This is a genomic window from Pseudomonas sp. NPDC087690, from assembly GCF_044743175.1.
Taxonomy (GTDB): domain Bacteria; phylum Pseudomonadota; class Gammaproteobacteria; order Pseudomonadales; family Pseudomonadaceae; genus Aquipseudomonas.
In genome coordinates this window covers 64,305-85,359 of sequence record NZ_JBIUVX010000021.1, presented here as the reverse complement: position 1 = coordinate 85,359, position 21,055 = coordinate 64,305, and the positions used below count along the sequence as shown (strand labels likewise).

The window sequence follows — 21,055 nt, the reverse complement described above, 5'->3', positions numbered from 1 at the left end:
CGCAGCGCCTGCATTCGCGAGCAGGCTCGCTCCCACAGGGGATCTCCATGATGTCGAAATTTCATACCGGACAAATAACAAGGGGGCGAATTCTCATCCGCCCCCTCGTTTGCCCGCTTATTCTTGCGGTTCTTCGTCTGCTGCGGCGTCGAGTTGCTGGTCTTCACCGGCATCGTCGTTTACGACAGTACCTTCGAATTCCTCGCCCTCTTCCCCTTCAAGCTCTTCACCTTCAACTTCCGAAGGCTCCTGAACCCGCTCCAGCCCGACCAGGGTTTCATCCTTGGCCAGCTTGATCAGCGTCACACCTTGAGTGTTACGACCCAGGCTCGACACTTCGTCGACACGGGTACGCACCAGGGTGCCCTGATCAGAGATCAGCATGATTTCTTCACCGTCCTGCACCTGAACCGCGCCGACCAGACGGCCGTTACGCTCGTTACTGACCATGGCGATTACGCCCTGACCGCCACGCTTGTATTCAGGGAACTCGGTGATCGCCGTGCGCTTGCCGTAGCCGCGCTCGGAAGCGGTGAGAATCTCGCTGCCTTCTTCCGGAATCAGCATGGAGATCAGCTTCTGCCCTTCCGGCAGACGCATGCCACGCACACCGCGGGCGGTACGGCCCATGGCGCGAACTTCGGATTCCTTGAAGCGAGTCACTTTGCCGCCGTCGGAGAACAGCATGATTTCCTGCTCGCCATCGGTGATGGCAGCGGAGATCAGAATGTCGCCTTCGTCCAGCTCCAGCGCGATCAGACCGACGCTGCGCTGACGGCTGAAGGCCACCAGCGGAGTCTTCTTCACGGTACCGTTGGCGGTCGACATGAAGATGAACGGCGCTTTCTTGCGATCGGCAGCCTTGATACGGGCACGACGCTCTTCGTCGGTCTCGTTGCTGTTTTCGATTTCTTCTACATCAGCCTCGGCGCCTTCGGCTTCTTCTTCATCAGCCTGACGCTTCATGGCTTCGAGATCGACCGGCAGCATGGTGGTGATGTATTCACCCTCGCTCAACGGCAACAGGTTGACCAGCGGACGACCACGGGCGGCGCGGGACGCTTCCGGAATCTCGTAGGTCTTGAGCCAGTACACCTTGCCCTTGCTGGAGAACAGCAGGAGCGTGGTGTGGCTGTTGGCAACCAGCAGGTGAGCGATGTAGTCCTCATCCTTGACGCCGGTCGCCGATTTGCCTTTACCGCCACGACGCTGAGCCTGGTACGCAGCCAATGGCTGGGTCTTGGCGTAGCCACCGTGGGAGATGGTCACGACGCGCTCTTCTTCCGGGATCATGTCACCCAGGGTCAGGTCGAGACGGGCATCAAGGATTTCGGTGCGACGCTGGTCGCCGTATTCGGCACGAATCACTTCCAGCTCTTCGCGGATCACTTCCATCAGGCGCACAGCGCTGTTGAGGATGCGGATCAGCTCGCCGATCTGGTTGAGAATCTCTTGATACTCGGCCAGCAGTTTCTCGTGCTCCAGACCGGTCAGACGGTGCAGACGCAGCTCCAGAATGGCTTGCGCCTGTTCTGGCGAGAGGAAGTACTTGCCTTCGCGCAGACCGTATTGCGGATCGAGGTTTTCCGGACGGCACGAATCGGCACCGGCACGTTCAACCATCGCTACTACGGCCGAAGATTCCCACGGCGTGCTGACCAGCGCTTCTTTGGCTTCCGACGGCGTCGGCGAAGCTTTGATCAGGGCGATAACCGGGTCGATGTTCGACAGGGCAACGGCCTGGCCTTCGAGGATGTGACCACGCTCGCGCGCCTTGCGCAGTTCGAACACGGTACGGCGGGTGACGACTTCGCGACGGTGACGAACGAAGGCTTCCAGCAGATCCTTGAGGTTCAGGATGCGTGGACGGCCGTCGATCAGCGCAACGATGTTGATGCCGAAAACCGATTGCAGCTGGGTCTGGGCGTAGAGGTTGTTGAGGATCACCTCAGGCACTTCGCCGCGACGCAGTTCGATCACGACGCGCATACCGTCCTTGTCGGACTCGTCGCGCAGTTCGGTAATACCTTCCAGCTTCTTCTCTTTGACCAGCTCGGCGATCTTCTCGATCAGACGCGCCTTGTTCAGCTGGTAAGGGAGTTCGGTGATGACGATCTGCTGACGGCCACCGACCTTGTCGATGTCTTCAATGATCGAACGCGCACGCATGTAAATGCGCCCGCGACCGGTGCGGTAGGCTTCAATGATGCCGGCGCGACCGTTGATGATCGCCGCGGTCGGGAAGTCCGGACCCGGGATGTACTGCATCAGTTCATCGACGGTCAGCTCAGGGTTGTCGATGAGCGCCAGGCAACCGTCGATGACTTCACCGAGGTTGTGCGGCGGAATATTGGTCGCCATGCCCACGGCGATACCGCTGGAGCCGTTGACCAGCAGGTTCGGGATACGGGTCGGCATGACCGCCGGGATCATTTCGGTGCCGTCGTAGTTCGGCACCCAGTCCACGGTTTCTTTGTGCAGGTCAGCCAGCAGCTCGTGCGCCAGTTTGGTCATGCGCACTTCGGTGTATCGCATGGCCGCAGCGTTGTCGCCGTCGACCGAACCGAAGTTGCCCTGACCGTCTACCAGCAGGTAGCGCAGGGAGAAAGGCTGAGCCATACGAACGATGGTGTCGTACACGGCGATGTCACCGTGCGGGTGATACTTACCGATCACGTCGCCGACAACACGGGCAGATTTCTTGTACGGCTTGTTGAAGTCGTTGCCCAGCTCGCTCATCGCGAACAGTACGCGACGGTGCACGGGCTTGAGGCCATCGCGCGCATCCGGCAGTGCACGGCCGACGATTACGCTCATCGCGTAGTCGAGGTAGGACTGTTTCAGCTCGTCTTCGATATTGACCGGGAGGATTTCTTTGGCCAGTTCGCCCATGAGAAGCCTGATTCCTTTTTCTGGTGAAACTTCGTCATATCCATGTGGGAGCAACGAAGCTCGTCGGGGCCGGCCGAGTGCCATGCGCCGACTTACGACAAATCAACATTGGATCGCGGATTTGCGCAGTAAAGACAGCTTCGTGAAGCTGCCTCGGAAAACGCCGGATGTTATCACAAAGGCCGCCACGCACCTATCCCCCAGATGCGCATGGAGCATAGTTAGTTGACCGGTGACAGGCTTAACGGGGACGAGAGAGGCTCAGAGCTTGTTTGAATGCAGAATTCAGGCTTGGTTTGGGGATGTTTATTGACATTTAGGGGTACAAACACCTGTAGGAGCTGCCGAAGGCTGCGATCTTTTGATTCTGCCCTCTAAAAAGCAAGATCAAAAGATCGCAGCCTTCGGCATCTCCTACATTGAGTATCACCGCATTAGTGCAGGCGTTTGCGGCACATCAACTGGGCCATTTTGGCGGTATCCGGGCGCTCGACGATGCCTTTCTCTGTGACGATCGCGTCGATAAGGTCGGCCGGCGTCACGTCAAAAACCGGGTTGAACGCTTCAACGTCGGCACCGACGCGCTTGCCGCCGACTTCCAGCAGCTCGGCGCCATCACGTTCTTCGATCGGGATGTCGTCGCCGCTGGCCAGGTTCATGTCGATGGTCGAACTCGGTGCCACCACCATGAAGCGCACGCCGTGGTGCATGGCGTTGACCGCCAGTTGATAGGTGCCGATCTTGTTCGCCACATCACCGTTGGCGGTGATGCGGTCAGCGCCGACGATCACCCAGGTCACGCCTTTGGTTTTCATGATGTGCGCGGCGGCGGAGTCGGCATTGAGCGTTACCGGGATACCTTCGTTGGCCAGCTCCCACGCGGTCAGGCGCGAGCCTTGCAGCCATGGACGGGTTTCATCGGCGTAAACGCGCTCGACCATGCCTTCTATAAAGGCTGCGCGAATGACGCCCAGTGCCGTACCGAAACCACCGGTGGCCAACGCGCCAGTATTGCAGTGGGTCAGAATCGCCTGAGCATTGCCCTGATGTTTGCGGATCAGGTCGACGCCGAGCTGCGCCATGGTCAGGTTGGCTTCACGGTCGCTTTCGTGGATGGCGACGGCTTCGGCTTCCAGCGCCGCCAGCGGATCGGCATTTTCTTTCAGGCGATCGAGGCGATCATGCATACGGCCGAGCGCCCAGAACAGGTTGACTGCGGTCGGGCGAGAATCGGCCAGCAGGGCGAAATCCTCTTCCAGCGCCGCGTACCAGTCGCCACCTTCAGCAATCCGCGCACGTGCTGCCAGCACGATGCCGTAGGCTGCACTGATGCCAATGGCCGGCGCACCGCGCACTACCATCGAGCGAATGGCCTCGGCCACGCCAGCGGCGCTGGTGTAGGCGATCCAGGTTTCCTCGAACGGCAAAATACGCTGATCCAGCAGGTGCAGCGCGCCGTCACGCCAATCGATGGCCTTCACTTTTTCCGCAGCCAACAGTCGATCGCGCATCCCACACCCCGCACTCATGAACAAAAGCCGCCGATTATAGCGATCCCCCCGCGAAGACGCTCGGGTATACTTCGCCATCCTTTACAAAAGCACTGGAACCGACCCTCGATGCCGAAACCTGCCATTGCGCTCGTCTTATTATTGCTGCCGACCTGGCTGGTACCCGTCGAACCCGCAGGCGTTGTGCTCAAGGAGCATGGCCTGGGCATCCGCGACGGTCGCATCGTGTTTATCGGCCCGCGTGCCGAAGCATTGAAGTGTAACGCCACCGAAGTCCGCGAACTGCCGGATGTGCTACTCGCCCCCGGCCTGATCAACGCCCACGGCCACGCGGCGATGACGCTGTTCCGTGGCCTGGCCGACGATCTGCCGCTGATGACCTGGCTGGAAAACCACATCTGGCCGGCCGAAGCGAAATGGGTCAGCGAAGATTTTGTCCGTGATGGCACCGATCTGGCCATCGCCGAGCAGATCAAGGGTGGCATCACCTGTTTTTCGGACATGTATTTCTTCCCGAAAGTCGCCAGCGAGCGCGTGCACAACAGCGGCATTCGTGCACAGATCGCCATTCCGATCCTCGACTTTCCGATTCCCGGCGCCGCCAGCGCCGATGAAGCCATTCGTCAGGGCGTCGAGCTGTTCGGCGACCTGAAGCATCACGACCGCATCAAGATCACGTTCGGCCCTCATGCACCGTACACCGTCGGCGACGAGAATCTCGAGAAAATCCGCGTGATTGCCGAGGAGCTGGACGCAGCGATCCACATGCATGTCCACGAAACGGCGTTCGAAGTCCAGCAAGCACTGGAGCAACACGGCGAACGTCCGCTCGCTCGCCTTGGTCGCCTCGGCCTGCTTGGCCCGCGTTTCCAGGCCGTGCACATGACCCAGATCAGCGATGACGACCTGGCGTTGCTGGTAGAAAGCAACACCAGCGTGATCCATTGCCCGGAATCCAACCTCAAACTGGCCAGCGGCTTCTGCCCGGTCGAGCGTTTGTGGCAGGCTGGCGTGAATGTCGCCGTCGGTACCGATGGCGCTGCCAGCAACAATGATCTGGATCTGCTTGGCGAAACCCGCACCGCCGCGCTGCTGGCCAAAGCCGTCGCCGGTTCAGCCACCGCGCTGGACGCCCATCGTGCGCTACGCATGGCGACATTGAATGGCGCACGGGCACTGGGCATCGAAGCACAGGTCGGCTCGCTGGAAATTGGCAAAGCCGCCGACATCGTCGCCTTCGACCTGTCCGGGCTGGCTCAGCAACCGGTCTATGACCCGGTTTCGCAGCTTATCTATGCCACCGGACGCGACTGCGTGAAACACCTGTGGGTCGCTGGCAAGCAACTGCTCGACGACCGGCGCCTGACGCGCATGGACGAAGAGCAACTGGGCGCCACTGCCCGGGCCTGGGGCCAGCGCATCAGCGGCCACACCGAATCGTAAACACCCCGGAGCGCAAAACCGGGGCTACAGCCTTTTTCAAGTTTCAGAGGATTTAACATGAGCAACGTCGACCACGCCGAAATCGCCAAATTCGAAGCCCTGGCCCATCGCTGGTGGGACCGCGAAAGCGAGTTCAAACCGCTGCACGACATCAACCCGTTGCGGGTCAACTGGATTGATGAGCGGGTCAATCTGGCCGGCAAGAAAGTCCTCGACGTCGGTTGCGGCGGCGGCATTCTCAGCGAAGCCATGGCCCAGCGTGGCGCCACCGTGATGGGCATCGACATGGGCGAAGCGCCGCTGGCGGTCGCGCAACTGCATCAGCTGGAATCCGGCGTCAGCGTCGAATACCGCCAGATCACCGCCGAAGCCCTCGCCGAAGAAATGCCCGAGCAGTTCGACGTGGTGACCTGCCTCGAGATGCTCGAGCACGTGCCCGATCCATCGTCGGTCATCCGCGCCTGCTTCCGCATGGTCAAGCCCGGCGGCCAGGTGTTCTTCTCGACCATCAACCGCAACCCGAAGGCGTACCTGTTCGCCATCATCGGCGCTGAATACATCATGAAGCTGCTGCCGCGCGGCACCCATGACTTCAAGAAATTCATCCGCCCGTCCGAACTCGGTGCCTGGAGCCGCATGGCCGGTCTGACCGTCAAGGACATCATCGGCCTGACCTACAACCCGCTGACCAAGCACTACAAGCTGGCCAACGACGTTGACGTCAACTACATGATCCAGACCCTGCGCGAGGAGTAAGCCGATGGCCATCAGAGCAGTTCTCTTCGACATGGACGGCACCCTGCTCGACACGGCGCCGGACTTCATCGCCATCTGCCAGGCAATGCGCGCTGATCGTGGCTTGCCGCCGATCAACGACAAGCACATTCGCGACGAGATTTCCGGCGGCGCCAAAGCCATGGTCGCGGTGACGTTTTCGATGGATCCGGAATCGCCGGGTTTCGAAGAACTGCGCCTGGAGTTCCTCGAGCGCTATCTGGTCGGCTGCGCCGTGCACAGTAAATTGTTCGACGGCATGGGCGAACTGCTCGCCGACATCGAAAAGGCCAACCTGATCTGGGGCGTGGTGACCAACAAGCCGCTGCGCTTTGCCGAACCGATCATGCAGCAGTTGGGGCTGGCCGAGCGTTCGGCACTGCTGATCTGCCCGGATCATGTGAAGAACAGCAAGCCGGATCCTGAGCCGTTGATCCTTGCCTGCAAAATGCTTGATCTGGATCCGTCGACAGTTCTGTTTGTGGGCGATGATCTGCGCGATATCGAATCGGGGCGCGATGCCGGTACGAAAACCGCTGCGGTGACGTTTGGCTACATTCACCCGGACGACAACCCACGCCATTGGGGCGCGGACGTGGTGGTGGATCATCCGTCGGAGTTGCGCAAGGTGCTCGATAGCGCGCTTTGCAGCTGCTGAAACCTGACGCAGAGCGTCATTGGCTGCATTCCCACGCGGAGCGTGGGAACGATCTGACTCTTAATGAGGTTTTTATGTTTGATTACTCCGCTCGTCCCGAATTGCTCAAGGATCGGGTCATTCTGGTCACCGGTGCCGGTCGTGGCATCGGTGCGGCGGCCGCGAAGACCTACGCCGCTCATGGCGCCACCGTTTTGCTGCTGGGCAAGACAGAAGCCAATCTGACCCAGGTTTACGACGAGATCGAAGCCGCTGGCCACCCGCAACCGGCAGTGATTCCGTTCAACCTGGAAACCGCCCTGCCCCATCAGTACGATGAACTGGCGGCAATGATCGAGACCGAGTTCGGCCATCTCGACGGCTTGCTGCACAACGCCTCGATCATCGGTCCACGCACACCGATCGAGCAGTTGTCCGGCGAAAACTTCATGCGCGTCATGCAGGTCAACGTCAACGCCATGTTCATGCTGACCAGCACCCTGCTGCCGCTGCTCAAGCTGTCGCAGGATGCATCGGTGGTGTTCACCTCCAGCAGCGTCGGGCGCAAGGGCCGCGCTTATTGGGGCGCTTATGGCGTGTCGAAGTTTGCCACCGAAGGCTTGATGCAAACCCTGGCCGATGAAGTCGATGGTGTGGCGCCAGTGCGCTCGAACAGCATCAACCCGGGCGGTACGCGCACCAGCATGCGTGCTCAGGCCTATCCGGGAGAAAACCCGCTGAACAATCCGACGCCGGAAGAAATCATGCCGGTATACCTGTACCTGATGGGCCCGGACAGCACCGGCATCAATGGTCAGGCATTCAACGCGCAATAACTGCCATACGTCGCATTTGTTGCCGCGGCAGATTCCTGTCGCGGCAGGGATTTGCCGCTTGAGAGCGTCACAATCCAGTCAATTTTCCAGCACCCACCGCCCACCCTCTAAGCCAAACTATTGATTTAACAAGGTTTAAATAAAAACGAACCGAATGGCACGACTTTCGCTCTAATTTTCTTCAAAGCAAGCCGCGTGAAGGCAATGGGGCGAGGCCGATTTCGATAGCTTACTAATCGTCATCAGGCAGACTAAACTTACGCCAAACGTCCTACGGGACTGATGGATCAGTATGACGCGCAGCCCATAGCCGCTCTCACCCAGCCTGTAAGACAGACTTACCGCTAAGGGTTCGCGCCATATGAAATCACCCTCCCAGACCAATGCAATTGACTTTGACAGTGCCAAATTGCAACGCCTGGGCTTTGGTCAACTGCCTCCCCTCCTGGAGCGACCGGCCAGTCTTGCGCAATTGCGCCAGCAAATGAGCCTGCAACTGCAAACCAGTCTTGAGCCGCAACGCATCCTCGGTCTGTTTTTCCGCGAAGTTCAGCGCCTTGTCCCGCTCGATGCCCTGAGCTATGTGCACCAGGGCAGCGACCTGCGCCTGGAGTTCGGCACTCGCGGTCACCATTCGATCAGCTATAGCCTCAGCCACGAAGGCGAGCACATGGGCGAACTGATATTCCGCCGCAACCAGCGCTTCAACGAACTGGATCAGGGCAACCTTGAATCGCTGTTGTCGTCGCTGCTGTACCCGATGCGCAATGCCCTGCTCTACCGCGCCGCCACGCAGAGCGCCCTGCGTGATCCGTTGACCGGCGCCGGTAACCGCATCGCCATGGAGCAGACCTTGCAGCGCGAGATCGATATGTCGCGTCGGCATGTGCAGCCGCTCTCGGTGCTGATGCTCGACATCGATCACTTCAAACGGGTCAACGACAGCCATGGTCACAGCGCCGGCGATGACGTACTTAAGGCCATCGCCGCGACAATCAAGGCGCAGTTGCGCAACGTCGACATGGTGTTTCGTTACGGTGGCGAAGAGTTTCTGGTGCTGCTGTCCAATACCAGCCGGGATGCGGCCGCAATGGTCGGCGAACGGTTGCGTTATGCGACGCAGGCAGCGGAATACTATGCGGATGGGCAGTTGATCGAATTGACTGTGAGCCTGGGATGTTCGACGTTGTTGCCGGGCGAATCGGCCGACAGCTTGCTGCGCCGCGCCGACAGCGCGCTGTATGTGGCCAAGCGTGAAGGTCGCAACCGGTTGGCCATGGCGGGCTGACTTTCCAGACACCCCAAAACTACTGTAGGAGTGAGCCTGCTCGCGATGACGATCTGACATTCAACACTGATGTTGACCGACAGTCCGCTATCGCGAGCAGGCTCACTCCTACATTTTTACGCGGTGTATCAGCTCTCGACTACCGCCCTGCGCTCTCGGTTGACCAACAAGCGCTCCGACGTTTCCAGTTGCATGCAACGCTCCAGAAACAGATACATGTAGTCGTAGCTCTTGCACACCGCCTGACGCAGCTCGCTCTGCAAAGCCTTGCTCGGGTTCATACCGGCCAGCGTGCAAATGATTTCCAGCGCTTCCCATGGATGGGCATCGTCGTACTGCGCATGCATCTTCAGCCATTTCATCGCCCGCTTGCGCTCCTCCTCGGGAAACGCTGCAGCATACACTCCAGTGGAACAGACCAGCGCCGACCACTCCCCGGTCGCGCCTTCGATTGCATAGTTGGTGGCAGCGATCGCGACGATCAAAGAGTCAGCGGAACTGGTGTGCCAGCACCAATGACTCAAGGCATGCAGTTCGGGCGGCACGTGCTGGGCCTGAAGGTCTTCCAGGCTGACGCCATGTGCGCGACTCCAATGCACCCAGTAATCGGCATGGTTGAGCTCAACGCGGATATTGCGCATCAGCCAGCGGCGCGCCATGTCCTCACCGGGGTGACGGGCAAACCTGGTTTTGGTCAGGTTCTGCGCCATGTACAAGGCGAACTGCTCGACGACCGGCCAGCCGCCGATCAAGTACTGACGCATGGTTTTGGCACTGAGCTTGTTATCACGCATGCGCATGTACAACTCATGTTCGACAACCCGGCGTTTGCTCTCGCTGCAATCCTGGATCAACTGTTGTGCCCAGGCAGGATAACTTGCAGCTTCCATGAGTGGTCCGGTTCGGTTGAATGTGTCGATCACTGTTCGGCTCCTTTTGATTTGTGATTGTAAGGATCGGCAAGAGACTTCAACGGAACGTGCCAGGCGCCTTGAACAACAGCGGCTGCGGTCTGGCGGGCCGACTTTGCAAACTGTCACAGGTAAACAACTGTGGGCGTTCTATAACATACCCTTGAGCGTAATCCACACCAATTTCAAGCAATGCCTGCTCGATCTGGGTTGTTTCAACAAACTCGGCAATTGTCTGCTTACCCATGACATGCCCGATGTGATTGATCACTTCGACCATTGCGCGGTTAATCGGGTCGTCCAGCATATCCTTTACGAAACTCCCGTCGATCTTCAGGAAGTCTACAGGCAAATGTTTCAGATAAGCGAATGAAGACATTCCGGCGCAAAAATCATCTAACGAAAAGTAGCAACCTAAGCCTTTGAGTTCATTAATAAATCTAATTGCACTCCCAAGATTTGCAATTGCACTGGTTTCTGTAATTTCAAAACAAATCATTTCAGGCGGTATTGCGTAGTTAACAAACTGCTCGCGCAGAAAGTGCAAAAACGCGTCATCTCCTATAGTAATGCCTGACAGATTAATCGCACACATTGCTAAAGGACCTTCATGTTCTTGCGCAATACATTGAGCAATAACCTTGAATACGTTCTGAACTACCCAACGGTCCAGCTGACTCATCAACCCATAACGTTCAGCAGCAGGAATGAAACTGTCAGGCAGAATCATTCGCCCGGCTTCGTCGTGCAGACGCAAGAGAATTTCGATGTGCCCGCCCTTGCTGTCACTCGGCTTGAGTGGCGCGATTTCCTGGGCGTACAGACAAAAGCGGTCTTCTTCCAGCGCCATGTGCAGACGCTGCACCCAAGCCATTTCACCAAAGCGCAGCGACAGCTCGGAATCGTCGGCGTGGTAAACCTGCACGCGGTTACGGCCCTTTTCCTTGGCCATGTAGCAGGCCATGTCGGCAGCGCGCAGTGAGGCCTCAAGGGTCGTCGGGGTCTGCGCAACATGTACCAGACCAATACTCACCGTGGTCAGGAATGGCCGCCCTTTCCAGACAAAATGCAGATTCTGCACAGTCTGGCGCAGCGCTTCGGCGATTTTCTCCGCCGCCTCCGGTGCGCAGTTCTCCAGCAGAATGCCGAACTCATCACCGCCAAGCCGCGCCAGCGTATCGCCCTCGCGCAGTCCTGATTGCAGCAGCGTGCAGATGTGCCGCAACAGCTCATCGCCCGCCGCATGGCCGCAGGTGTCGTTGACCAGCTTGAACTGATCGAGATCGAGGAACATCAGCGCATGCCGTCCGGGCTGGCGCGTGAGGTTGTGCAACGCCTGTTCGAGGCGATATTCGAATTCGCGACGGTTGGCCAGCCCGGTCAACGCGTCATGGGTGGCCTGCCACGACAGATTGGCGATGTATTGCCGTTCCTGAGTCATGTCATGCAGCACCAGCACCGTGCCGCTGACCTTGCCGGCGTTGCGGATCGGCGCACCGACCAGCGTCACCGACAATGTCGTGCCATCCAAACGCTGGATCAGTTTCGAATGTTCGCTGCCGCCCCTGAGTTTGCCGCTGAGAATGTGCTCGATCAGCGTCAAGCCCTCAGCCTGGGCATTATCGTCGAGCAGATTGAACAGCGCCGCCAGCGGCAAGCCGGCAGCCTGCTCGGCTTTCCAGTGGGTCATGGCTTCGGCGGCGGGGTTCATGTAATCGATCGCGCCGCTGACATCGGTGGTGATGACGCCGTCGCCAATCGAATGCAGCGTGACGTGTGCGCGATCTTTCTCCAGTTGCAGTGCCTGGGCGAAGGCATGGCGCTGCTTGAGCAATTTATGCGTACGCAGCAACGCCAACACAATCAGGCCCAGCGCCGTGGCCAGATTGGTGAACAACAGCAAGCGCAGGATCATCCGCGAGCCTTCACCCAACGCGTCGCTAAAGGCCATGGCTGCCGGCGTGACGCCGTCATTGATGGCGAAAATCCGTGCCTTCCAGCGCTGGATGTCGGCCGGTGTCGCGCTGTTCTCTCTGATGTACTGGTGCATTTCGCGGGCGACATTGTCCAGTTCGACCAGATACGCATCGCCCAACGTCCAGCGGTCGATGGCGGTTTCCAGATAGCTGAAATGACGAAAGTTGAGGTACAGCCAGATCAGGCTCGAAACGTCATCCGGGTGATTGCCGCCCTTGAGGATGCCATCGCGCGCGGCCTGCAAATCCGGTGGCTGGTGATCCAGCGCCAGACGCAATTGATGCCCGCCCTGCGGCACGGCAATCGCAGTCTGATACTTGAGGTATATCGCTTCGTCGCGGCTGTCGGCATACAGGTTGAGGTAATAGATCGCGTCTTTCTGGCCCTTGGACCACAGACTTTCGCCAGCGACATAACCGCGAACGGCCGACAGAACGTAAAGACTCACGCCCCCCAACAATGCCTGAAACAGCACGACGGCAATAAATGGCCAGACGATGCCCAACAACCGTGGCGTTCCGAGAGTCCTTTTTTGCTTCATGAGGTCCTTTGCGCACGCACTGCCATCATCAAAGAGGAGATCGCTAACCTAGCCTAGGGGGCGATCCCCCTTCCGGCAAGCAGGACACTTCAACTCGCGATACATATGTACCGCACCGAGAGCACAGAATACTTCGACACTGACGGCCATCGAACACTTCTGAGCCGCTCCCCATGAACTTACCGGTAACCCCGCAGCAACGCCACACCGCTCAACAGGCCGAATACCGCGCAATGATCGCGGCGATGCGTGCTGTGCACAGCGCAGCCACCTCGCTGGAGAGCTTTTACCTGTCGCCGCAAGCCCATTCTCGCCTCGGCCTGGCACACGATCATGCGCAACGCCTGTTTCTTGCGCTGATCGAGGACGCCGGCGACCCGCTGCTGACCCGGCAGCTGCAAGCATCGAAGGGACTCACCTACGTCAGCGCTGCGGCCGATCATTGCCGCTTCACCACTTCCTGGGGTGATGACGGTGATGAGGTTTACACCATCAAGGACGTGACCCAGACGACTGGCAAGATTCGTCAGTTCCAGCGCGCGTTGCTGAGTATAGGTGGACACCTGCGTTCCAACAGGCTGCTGCCATTGGCGCAGCTTGTGAGTTTTTCCGGCTTTACGCTACCCGCCGAAAAGGATGCCTCTGGCTTGGCCCGGCTGATCGACGAGGTCGAGGAACAACGCGCCAGCCATCGATTGAACCTGCCAAACAGCCCGCAGTTGGCGGCATTGATGAGCGGCGACGACATCGCGGTTATTCACGATGTGATCGGGGCGTTTGTCAGCGGTAAAGAGCTATCGCTGATCAACTACCTGGCCAGAGAAGTCACACCTCCCTACACGCTCAAGCAACTGCAAACCCTGCCTGCAACCTGTCTGGAACGCCTGCTCGACACACCATCGGCCCAACGCCTTGGCCAGCGTCTGCTGCAAACACTGGGTTGGTACGGCGCCCTCCCCGATGAACAGACGATTCCCGACATCGCTGCGCATCTGTTTCTGGAAGCATTGCGCCTGTGGTACGACGTCCCCCGACAGGGCCATTCGATGCAGGTTGCCGGGTATTCGCTGGAACCACGCCATCACTATGGGAAAAGCTACGCAGACATTCGCGAGGAATTTTTCCAGCATCTGGAAGAATCGCAACAAGCCTCGACACAGGCTGAAAAGGCTTTATTGGGATGGGTGTGCCTGGCGCAGTTTCCCTTCGATTTTCAGGTTCGCGGTATCCCTGATGATCTGCCGTACGGGGCTTCGGCGGTCTGGGTCAATTTCGTGCACGGCGTGCAACTCGCGCATGCCCTCGACCCCGAATCGTTGCAACAAATGACCTTTCAGCAGTTGATCGACTTGCCGATGAAAAAAAGCGCAAACGCCAACGCCGAGCTGATGACCGTGATTACCTTGACCCGAGTTGCGGCCGCACAGACTTGGGCCATGGCAACCGGCGCACGGCCAGCGGCCGAAACTGACGACGATCAACCTTTCGGGCACGACGCCCTGCAGGCGCTGGAGGATCATAAAGCGCAACTGAACGAAGCGATTCTGTGTCTGGATATCGAGCCGCCACAACGGCTGGCACTGGCCAAACAGCAATTGCATCGAGCGCTTGCCAACGACCTGTACGACCACACCAGGATTCACCTCAAGCGCCATCACCATCAACCGCCAAACCGAGCCCGGCGCAGCATCTTTGACACTCCCGACGTGACGTTGCCAATCTGGCCATTGCTGGAGGTCTATGCATCCGGCGGGCTGGAACCCGACACTCGGTGGTATGTCAGCGATAACGGCAAGACCACCAGTGAATGGATCAGCCTGTCGGCAGACCGAACGCTGAGGAGCGGCTTTATCAACGCCAAAGGCCCTGGTCAGCCGCTATCGCGCTTCCCGCACATGAGGACCTTGCCCGATATCAAATCGTTGTTCGACAAGCAGTTCAAGGGTTACCTGCGCAAGCTCAAGAATGCCTATGAGTACCTGATAAAAACACAATTGGTCACCCTGCCATGGGCAGACCGCCAGGCGCTGGAGCACGGCGAAGTGAGGGCTTACTGTCTCAGGGATCAGGCCCACAACATCGCTGGTCGTTCGGAATCGCCCGAAAGCATGCAACTGCAGCGGGCGCGCATGGGCTTTATTCTGCGCGCGAGCTATCGGGGTTCTGAGCATTTTTACGAATGTCTGCCGCGCGCCGGTGTGATACGCAAACGCGGGGATGTGTCCGTCTCGCATCTCGACGGACTGCTGTCGCGAAGGCCTCCGCCAAAAGACGGAAAAATCCAGGACGAAGGCCTCGCCAGGGTCCACCTGCACCGCCTGCCATTCGATTTGAACGCCCACAAGAAAGGTTCGATCCCCAAGCGCGGTGCTTTTTGTCTCGCCGTTCTCGACCCGCTGGGCGACGCTCTTGCCCCTTCGGCTATTCCCGAGGCACACCACAACACCTGGGCAAACCTGACGTTTACCTCGGCGAGAACCGTGCAGATCAGCGCGCTCGTCGCTACCGATCATTTGTATGTCGATGAGAAGGCGTTGTACAGCGAAGCGTGGGGAGAAACCCGCTTCGAACGCGAAGGCCTCAACAAGCACTGGATACATGCACTGAAGGGATTTATCCCGTTCTGGGGCGGCCTCGAAGACCTGCAATCGAACGATCCCGGCAAACGTGCGCTGGGCATCTTTGGATTACTCCTCGACATCGTGTCGTTCGCGATTCCCTTGGGCAAATTCGTCGCCGGCAGCATCCGTCTCGCCGTCGTAGCCGGCAAAATGGCCATACGCGTCGCGCTGCCAAGCATGGCGCAGTTGTCTAAAAAGCTATTGCTGTCCAGCCTGAACAACCTCAACCCCCTGGATGCCGCGCCGGCCCTGCTCAGCCTTGGTGGCAAGGGGTTGACCAGCACTGTGCGGGCCGTGATTCATCTGGAAAAAAAGGCATTATCGCGACTCAAACGCCTCGCCGGCACAAGCGCTGAATATGACCTGCTGCACAGTCTTCCCCAAGCACTCGACGTCGGTCGCTGGAAACCCTTGAGCCACTCGGACCAATTGGCCGCGGTCAAAGGCATCGATGACGTTCCGGTGCGCAACGTTGCCATCAGCGACTTCAGTTATCACGTGCTGGACCCGCTGTCGGAGCGTCCATTTGGCCCACGGTTGACGCGCCAGGAGCATGATTTTGCTTTGGGGCGCTCCAGCTACAACGGCGTGGACAAAACGGCCAATCAGATCACCATCAAGCTACCCGAAAAAACCCGTGTGCAGCACTTGCCTGAAGCTGACGGACACCACACCGTGCTGATCGACGACGCGCCGTATCGACTCGACGGCGAAGAACTGCGGCGGGTCGATCTGATCGATGACAGCCGAAACTGGACGTTACTACCCTGCCGGCCGCGACGCGCACCTGGGCGCCAGGACGACTGCCGCGTCAGCTACACCACGGGCGAACCGGCACCGACTCCAGCCCTTGGCACGGTGGACAAAGACAAAGGCTACGCCCCATGGTTCGGCGACAGGATCTCGGAACCGGCCGCGCTGGCCAGGCAAAACGGTACCTTTCTGGCGGTCGACGCCAAGCTGTACCGAATCCTCGATAACCGCCCGACGCTGTTCAGAGATGATCTCGCCCGCCTTGGATTCAGAAATGGCCGGCTGATACCCAGGCAGCAGATTCAGGCAACATTGCAATTTCGCAAAGGGATTTTCGCCCGCGTAAAGACCGGCGGGAGTTATGACGGGATCAATGACACGCATCAGATCGGAGCGATTCTGGTCCCCGCCATCGACGATTCGGCCTCTTACGTTTTCCTGCGGATCAACAGCCATGAGTACTATCTGGCGAGCATCCGCAAAGGAGAAATTCCGGGCAACCGTTTGACGTTCAATCGCCTGTCGCCTGCCGAACTGGCCAACGACACACTGGGCGCCGAACTACTGACGGTTTACACCGGATCGCTGCACGCCAACAACATCGTGCGCATCCATGGGCTCGAAGCGGTGCAGCGCGCCATGCATACCATGGAGCAGATCGCTATTCCCATCGGCACCAGTGCGCTACCGGCGAACAATATGAAATGGCTGAAAGTCGACACCAGTCCGGGGGAGGCGTTGATGTTCGATCACTCCACTCGAATGATCGTCACCCGATTGCCCGAGGGTGCCGCCACGTGGGCACGCAGCAAAGAAGCGCCAGAAGCCTTTCGATTGAAAACCGCGGAAATATTCGACACGCTGTTTCTGTCACCGACCATCAACCCGGCCAATAGCAGCGCGGCATTGCGCATCGACGGCGCGATGCAGAAGTTGCAAAACCTGCTGCCCATGCGCGAACGCCCGCTCAACCCACGCAACATCGCATTCGCCGAAGTCACCACCGCCAGCGGCCAGCGGGAAATTTACGTCAGCGTCTCCGGCGCACAGGGCAGCACCCAGCGCCTGCCGCTGTTTCGGCACATGGGCGGCGAACATGTGCGGATCGGGCAGACTACCTACATCAATATCGACTACAACTCTGCCTTCCCGCGCACATCTCTGGAAGTGACCGAGCAAGGTCAACTGCTGGCGGTGCCGCTGACCATCAAGGAGCTGAAAACCTACCAGCCGACACAGACCAGCCGCCCCACTTCGCTGGACAGTGAAAGCAAGCTGATCAGTGTGATTCGCGAGAAATACCCGGACCCGACGGAAATTCGTGCAATCGACATCGCCACGACCATGCGCCCGTGCGAGTCCTGTTCAGTGGTGATGAAGCAGTTCGGTCATGACGGTGGGGACGCCGCACTGCAAGTGCTCTGGGGTTGATTACAGGCGCTGCAGATGCCCGTAAAGCTTGGCGTACAAGCCACCATCGGCAATCAGTTGCTGATGGTCGCCATCCTCGGCCACTTGGCCGCCATCGAACACCAGCACCCGATCCGCCTGCTTCACCGCCGACAGGCGATGGGCAATGATCAGCGTGGTGCGGCCATTGAGGAACCGCGCCATGGCCTGATGCAGGTTGTACTCGGTGGCAGCGTCGAGGGCTGAGGTGGCTTCGTCGAGGATCACCACTTTCGGCTCGGCAAGGATCATCCGCGCAATGGCCAGACGCTGACGCTGACCACCGGAAAGGCGCACGCCGGAGCGACCGACGATGCTGTCGAGACCGTCCGGCAAGGCCCGAATGGTCGCTTCCATCTGCGCGACTGCCAATGCCTGCCAGCACGCTTCGTCGCTGCGGGTGCGGCCCATGGTCAGGTTGGCACGTACGGTGTCGTTGAACAGCGCCGGGTGTTGCAACACAACGGCGACGTTCTCCCTGACCAGTTCCAGGCCAATTTCCTGCTGGGTCGAACCACCGAAGCGGATGGTTCCCGCCAGTGGCGTATAAAGCCCCAACAACAATTGCACCAAGGTACTTTTGCCGCCGCCACTGGCACCGACAATCGCCACTTTCTCGCCGGGTGCGATGGACAGGTTCATCTGGTCCAGGACCAGCTCATCGCCGTAGCCAAAACTCAGTCCTTGCACCTCGATCCCCACGGTATCGCGGCCCTTGAACGGATCTACGCCACCAGGATATTGCGGCTCATCGGCACGCGCGAGCAGCTCGTTGATCCGCGTCAGCGCTCCGCCGGCTGCGTAGTAGGCGTACTGCAGATTGAGCAACTGTTCGACCGGGCCGATCATGAACCACAGGTAACTGAACACCGCGAGCATCTGCCCGATCGACAGGTCGGAGAACAGCACGGTGAGCATCGCCGCCGCGCGAAAAATATCGATGCCGAACTGGAACAGCAGACCGCTGGCGCGATTGGAGGCGTCGGTTTTCCATTGGGAGTTGACCGCGTAGTTGCGCACTTCCTGCGCACGCAGACCGAGGCGCCCGAGGAAGTAGCCCTGGCGATTACCGGCGCGCACTTCCTGGATCGCATCGAGGGTTTCGCTCAGCGCCTGAGTGAAGCGCGACGTGCTGTCGTTCTCGAGTTTCTTCAGGTGTTTTACCCGCTTGCCCAACTGCACCGTGGCGTAGATCACCAACGGGTTGAACAGCAGAATCAGCAGCGCCAGCTTCCAGTGCATCCACATCAGGATGCTCGCGGTGCCGACGAGGGTCAGCATCGCCACCAGAAAACGGCTGAGGGTTTCACCGACGAATTTGTCCAGGGTATCGAGGTCGGTGACCAGGTGCGTCGTCACCGTGCCGCTGCCAAGGCTTTCGTATTCACCGAGGGAAATCCGCTTCAGCCGATCAATCAGACGCACGCGGATGCGATAGACAATGTCCTTTGCCAACCGTGCAAACAGCCGCGCCTGCAACACACCAAAACACAAGGCACTGCAACGCAACGTCAGGGTGACCACGAGCATCAGGCCGATGTAACCCGCCGCCTGCTGCCACATCGTGGGCAGCACGTGGTTCATCACTTTCAGTGCTGCATCGCCGTGGCCGAGCAGGACTTCGTCGACCAGCAACGGCAACAGCAACGGGATCGGCACGCTGCACAGCGTCGCCAGCACGGCCACGCCGTTGGCGATCCACAGGGATTTTTTGTGATGCAGTGCCAGACGCCGGACTTCTGCCCAGCTCAGCCGGTCGACACGCTTTACGGCTGGCGTGTCATCGGCCAGGTCAGACACAGGCCGCACGTTCCAGCCAGCGACCGAGCAAAGGCGAGAGTTCGCTGAGTGGTTGGTAGCCGTTGGTCAGCAGCGCCAATTGACCATTGCGCTCGGCGAGCAAGGTCGGGAATCCGGCGATCCCCAGATCCTGCACCCAACTGAAATCGGCCTGGGTCGCCTTGTGTTGATCGGCATGATCGAACAGCGCGGCAAATTCGATACGCGGGACGCCGGCCTGCTCTGCCAGCTCCACCAGCACACTGGCCTGGGTGACATCGCGACCTTCAGCGTAAAACGCCTGCTGGATCAGTCCGACCAGGGTCCACGCGCAGTCCGGGGCCAGACTGCGCGCAGTAACGATCGCCCGGCAGGCCGGTTCAGTGTCGTAGACAAAACCGTCGGGCAACGCGCCTTCGAACTTGAACGGCTGGCCAGTGGCCTCGGTGACCGCTTGCCAGTGTTCAAGAATATAGCGACGCGTGGTCGGCTCCAGCGCCGAACCACTGCCGGTGCGCAAACCGCCAACCACCAGATGCAACTCGACCCCGGCTGCTTGCGCCTGCTCGACCAATGCCTTGGCCACCGGAGCAAAACCCCAGCACCATGAACACATCGGATCCATCACATAGAGCAGACGTGCAGACATGGTTAAGCCTCGGTGGATGCTTGCTTGTAGTTGTAGCCGATCGGGTGCGGCATGTTGCGCGCCTTGGCCAGTTCGATCTGCTTCTGCCGATCAATGGCGCTGCGCCGGGTCTTCTCGCTCAGTTTGTCCCAGCAATGCGGGCAGCTGATGCCGGCGACGTAATGCTCCGAAGCGCGATCTTCAACACTGACCGGTGTGCGGCAGGCATGACATTGATCGTAGTCGCCTTCGCTGAGGTCGTGACGCACGGTCACGCGGTTGTCGAACACGAAGCAGTCGCCCTGCCACTTGGTTTCTTCCTGCGGCACCTCTTCGAGGTACTTCAGAATACCGCCCTTGAGGTGGTAGACCTCTTCGTAGCCTTCGCCGAGCATGTAGCTCGAGGCTTTTTCGCAGCGGATGCCGCCGGTGCAGAACATCGCGACCTTCTTGTGCACGGCCGGGTTGAAATGCTCTTTGATGTAGTCGGGAAATTCGCGAAAGCTGGTGGTTTTCGGATCGATGGCGCCTTCGAAGGTGCCGATCGACACTTCGTAATCGTTGCGCGTGTCGATCAACAGCACTTCCGGGTCGCTGATCAACGCGTTCCAGTCTTGCGGATCAACGTAGGTGCCGACCTTTTTGTTCGGGTCGACGCCTTCGACACCGAGGGTGACGATCTCTTTCTTCAGTTTGACCTTGGTGCGATAGAACGGCTGCTCGTCGCAGTACGACTCTTTGTGATCGATGTCGATCATGCGTGGGTCGTTTTTCAGCCAGGCGAGCAGGCCGTCGATGCCTTCGCGGGTGCCGGACACCGTGCCGTTGATGCCTTCTTCGGCGATCAGCAGGGTGCCTTTGATCTGGTTGTCGACCATCGCTTGCAGCAGGGGCTCGCGCAGGTTGACGTAATCTTCGAGGGTGACGAACTTATACAGTGCCGCCACGACAATCGGTTGTGTCATGGGTATTTCTCCAGGTGGCTACCCTCGCAAAGGGTGAACCGGATTGAAAA

General features: G+C 59.1%; 13 protein-coding genes. 6 read left to right on the top strand and 7 right to left on the bottom strand.

Going from position 1 to position 21,055, the window contains the following annotated elements; genetic code table 11:
* Nucleotides 1-117 precede the first annotated feature (117 nt).
* Nucleotides 118-2,892 carry a DNA gyrase subunit A gene (gene gyrA / locus ACIPIZ_RS19255; RefSeq protein WP_401166745.1) on the bottom strand — a complete coding sequence of 925 codons (2,775 nt, stop codon included), beginning with the start codon at nucleotides 2,890-2,892 and terminating at the stop codon, nucleotides 118-120.
* Nucleotides 2,893-3,326: 434 nt separating this feature from the next.
* On the bottom strand, nucleotides 3,327-4,403 hold the full coding sequence (mtnA, locus tag ACIPIZ_RS19250; RefSeq protein WP_105705249.1) for an S-methyl-5-thioribose-1-phosphate isomerase: 1,077 nt from the start codon (nucleotides 4,401-4,403) through the stop codon (nucleotides 3,327-3,329).
* 108 nt (nucleotides 4,404-4,511) lie between these two features.
* Between mtnA and ACIPIZ_RS19245 the strand changes: the two genes are divergently transcribed.
* The 5 genes from ACIPIZ_RS19245 to ACIPIZ_RS19225 all read left to right on the top strand — a co-directional run bounded on the left by ACIPIZ_RS19245 (nucleotide 4,512) and on the right by ACIPIZ_RS19225 (nucleotide 9,381).
* Nucleotides 4,512-5,846, top strand: coding sequence for a TRZ/ATZ family hydrolase (locus tag ACIPIZ_RS19245; RefSeq protein WP_401166742.1), 1,335 nt, complete (start codon nucleotides 4,512-4,514; stop codon nucleotides 5,844-5,846).
* Between the two features lie 57 nt (nucleotides 5,847-5,903).
* On the top strand, nucleotides 5,904-6,602 hold the full coding sequence (gene ubiG, locus ACIPIZ_RS19240) for a bifunctional 2-polyprenyl-6-hydroxyphenol methylase/3-demethylubiquinol 3-O-methyltransferase UbiG (RefSeq protein ID WP_007908399.1): 699 nt from the start codon (nucleotides 5,904-5,906) through the stop codon (nucleotides 6,600-6,602).
* 4 nt (nucleotides 6,603-6,606) lie between these two features.
* Nucleotides 6,607-7,278, top strand: coding sequence for an N-acetylmuramic acid 6-phosphate phosphatase MupP (mupP, locus tag ACIPIZ_RS19235; RefSeq protein ID WP_038364376.1), 672 nt, complete (start codon nucleotides 6,607-6,609; stop codon nucleotides 7,276-7,278).
* A 74-nt stretch (nucleotides 7,279-7,352) separates the two neighbouring features.
* The gene (locus ACIPIZ_RS19230; protein ID WP_025113079.1) at nucleotides 7,353-8,093 is read left to right on the top strand and encodes a YciK family oxidoreductase; all 741 of its coding nucleotides are present in this window, start codon (nucleotides 7,353-7,355) and stop codon (nucleotides 8,091-8,093) included.
* Between the two features lie 361 nt (nucleotides 8,094-8,454).
* The gene (locus ACIPIZ_RS19225) at nucleotides 8,455-9,381 is read left to right on the top strand and encodes a GGDEF domain-containing protein (protein ID WP_064391448.1); all 927 of its coding nucleotides are present in this window, start codon (nucleotides 8,455-8,457) and stop codon (nucleotides 9,379-9,381) included.
* Nucleotides 9,382-9,509: 128 nt separating this feature from the next.
* Here the strand turns inward: ACIPIZ_RS19225 and ACIPIZ_RS19220 are convergent, their stop codons facing one another.
* Nucleotides 9,510-10,271, bottom strand: coding sequence for a TenA family transcriptional regulator (locus ACIPIZ_RS19220; RefSeq protein ID WP_371920174.1), 762 nt, complete (start codon nucleotides 10,269-10,271; stop codon nucleotides 9,510-9,512).
* Nucleotides 10,272-10,350: 79 nt separating this feature from the next.
* Complete coding sequence (locus tag ACIPIZ_RS19215; RefSeq protein WP_401166738.1) at nucleotides 10,351-12,810, bottom strand: EAL domain-containing protein; 2,460 nt, start codon at nucleotides 12,808-12,810, stop codon at nucleotides 10,351-10,353.
* 173 nt (nucleotides 12,811-12,983) lie between these two features.
* Here ACIPIZ_RS19215 and ACIPIZ_RS19210 point away from each other — a divergent pair, with 173 nt between their 5' ends.
* Complete coding sequence (locus ACIPIZ_RS19210; protein ID WP_401166736.1) at nucleotides 12,984-17,615, top strand: deaminase domain-containing protein; 4,632 nt, start codon at nucleotides 12,984-12,986, stop codon at nucleotides 17,613-17,615.
* Here the strand turns inward: ACIPIZ_RS19210 and ACIPIZ_RS19205 are convergent, their stop codons facing one another.
* The 3 genes from ACIPIZ_RS19205 to ACIPIZ_RS19195 are packed head-to-tail and all read right to left on the bottom strand — an operon-like array spanning nucleotide 17,616 to nucleotide 21,005.
* On the bottom strand, nucleotides 17,616-19,433 hold the full coding sequence (locus ACIPIZ_RS19205) for an ABC transporter ATP-binding protein (RefSeq protein ID WP_105705254.1): 1,818 nt from the start codon (nucleotides 19,431-19,433) through the stop codon (nucleotides 17,616-17,618).
* Entirely contained in the window at nucleotides 19,426-20,028 is a 603-nt protein-coding gene (locus ACIPIZ_RS19200; RefSeq protein ID WP_177330972.1) for a DsbA family protein, read from the bottom strand. Before ACIPIZ_RS19200 ends, ACIPIZ_RS19205 begins: the two co-directional genes overlap by 8 nt.
* 35 nt (nucleotides 20,029-20,063) lie before the next feature.
* The gene (locus ACIPIZ_RS19195) at nucleotides 20,064-21,005 is read right to left on the bottom strand and encodes a rhodanese-related sulfurtransferase (protein ID WP_064391454.1); all 942 of its coding nucleotides are present in this window, start codon (nucleotides 21,003-21,005) and stop codon (nucleotides 20,064-20,066) included.
* Nucleotides 21,006-21,055 lie beyond the last annotated feature (50 nt).

Bases quoted from the DNA above. Each gene is read 5' to 3' on its own strand.
- gyrA (WP_401166745.1), bottom strand. From the start codon at position 2,892: ATGGGCGAACTGGCCAAAGAAATCCTCCCGGTCAATATCGAAGACGAG.
- mtnA (WP_105705249.1), bottom strand. From the start codon at position 4,403: ATGCGCGATCGACTGTTGGCTGCGGAAAAAGTGAAGGCCATCGATTGG.
- ACIPIZ_RS19245 (WP_401166742.1), top strand. From the start codon at position 4,512: ATGCCGAAACCTGCCATTGCGCTCGTCTTATTATTGCTGCCGACCTGG.
- ubiG (WP_007908399.1), top strand. From the start codon at position 5,904: ATGAGCAACGTCGACCACGCCGAAATCGCCAAATTCGAAGCCCTGGCC.
- mupP (WP_038364376.1), top strand. From the start codon at position 6,607: ATGGCCATCAGAGCAGTTCTCTTCGACATGGACGGCACCCTGCTCGAC.
- ACIPIZ_RS19230 (WP_025113079.1), top strand. From the start codon at position 7,353: ATGTTTGATTACTCCGCTCGTCCCGAATTGCTCAAGGATCGGGTCATT.
- ACIPIZ_RS19225 (WP_064391448.1), top strand. From the start codon at position 8,455: ATGAAATCACCCTCCCAGACCAATGCAATTGACTTTGACAGTGCCAAA.
- ACIPIZ_RS19220 (WP_371920174.1), bottom strand. From the start codon at position 10,271: ATGGAAGCTGCAAGTTATCCTGCCTGGGCACAACAGTTGATCCAGGAT.
- ACIPIZ_RS19215 (WP_401166738.1), bottom strand. From the start codon at position 12,810: ATGAAGCAAAAAAGGACTCTCGGAACGCCACGGTTGTTGGGCATCGTC.
- ACIPIZ_RS19210 (WP_401166736.1), top strand. From the start codon at position 12,984: ATGAACTTACCGGTAACCCCGCAGCAACGCCACACCGCTCAACAGGCC.
- ACIPIZ_RS19200 (WP_177330972.1), bottom strand. From the start codon at position 20,028: ATGTGTTCATGGTGCTGGGGTTTTGCTCCGGTGGCCAAGGCATTGGTC.
- ACIPIZ_RS19195 (WP_064391454.1), bottom strand. From the start codon at position 21,005: ATGACACAACCGATTGTCGTGGCGGCACTGTATAAGTTCGTCACCCTC.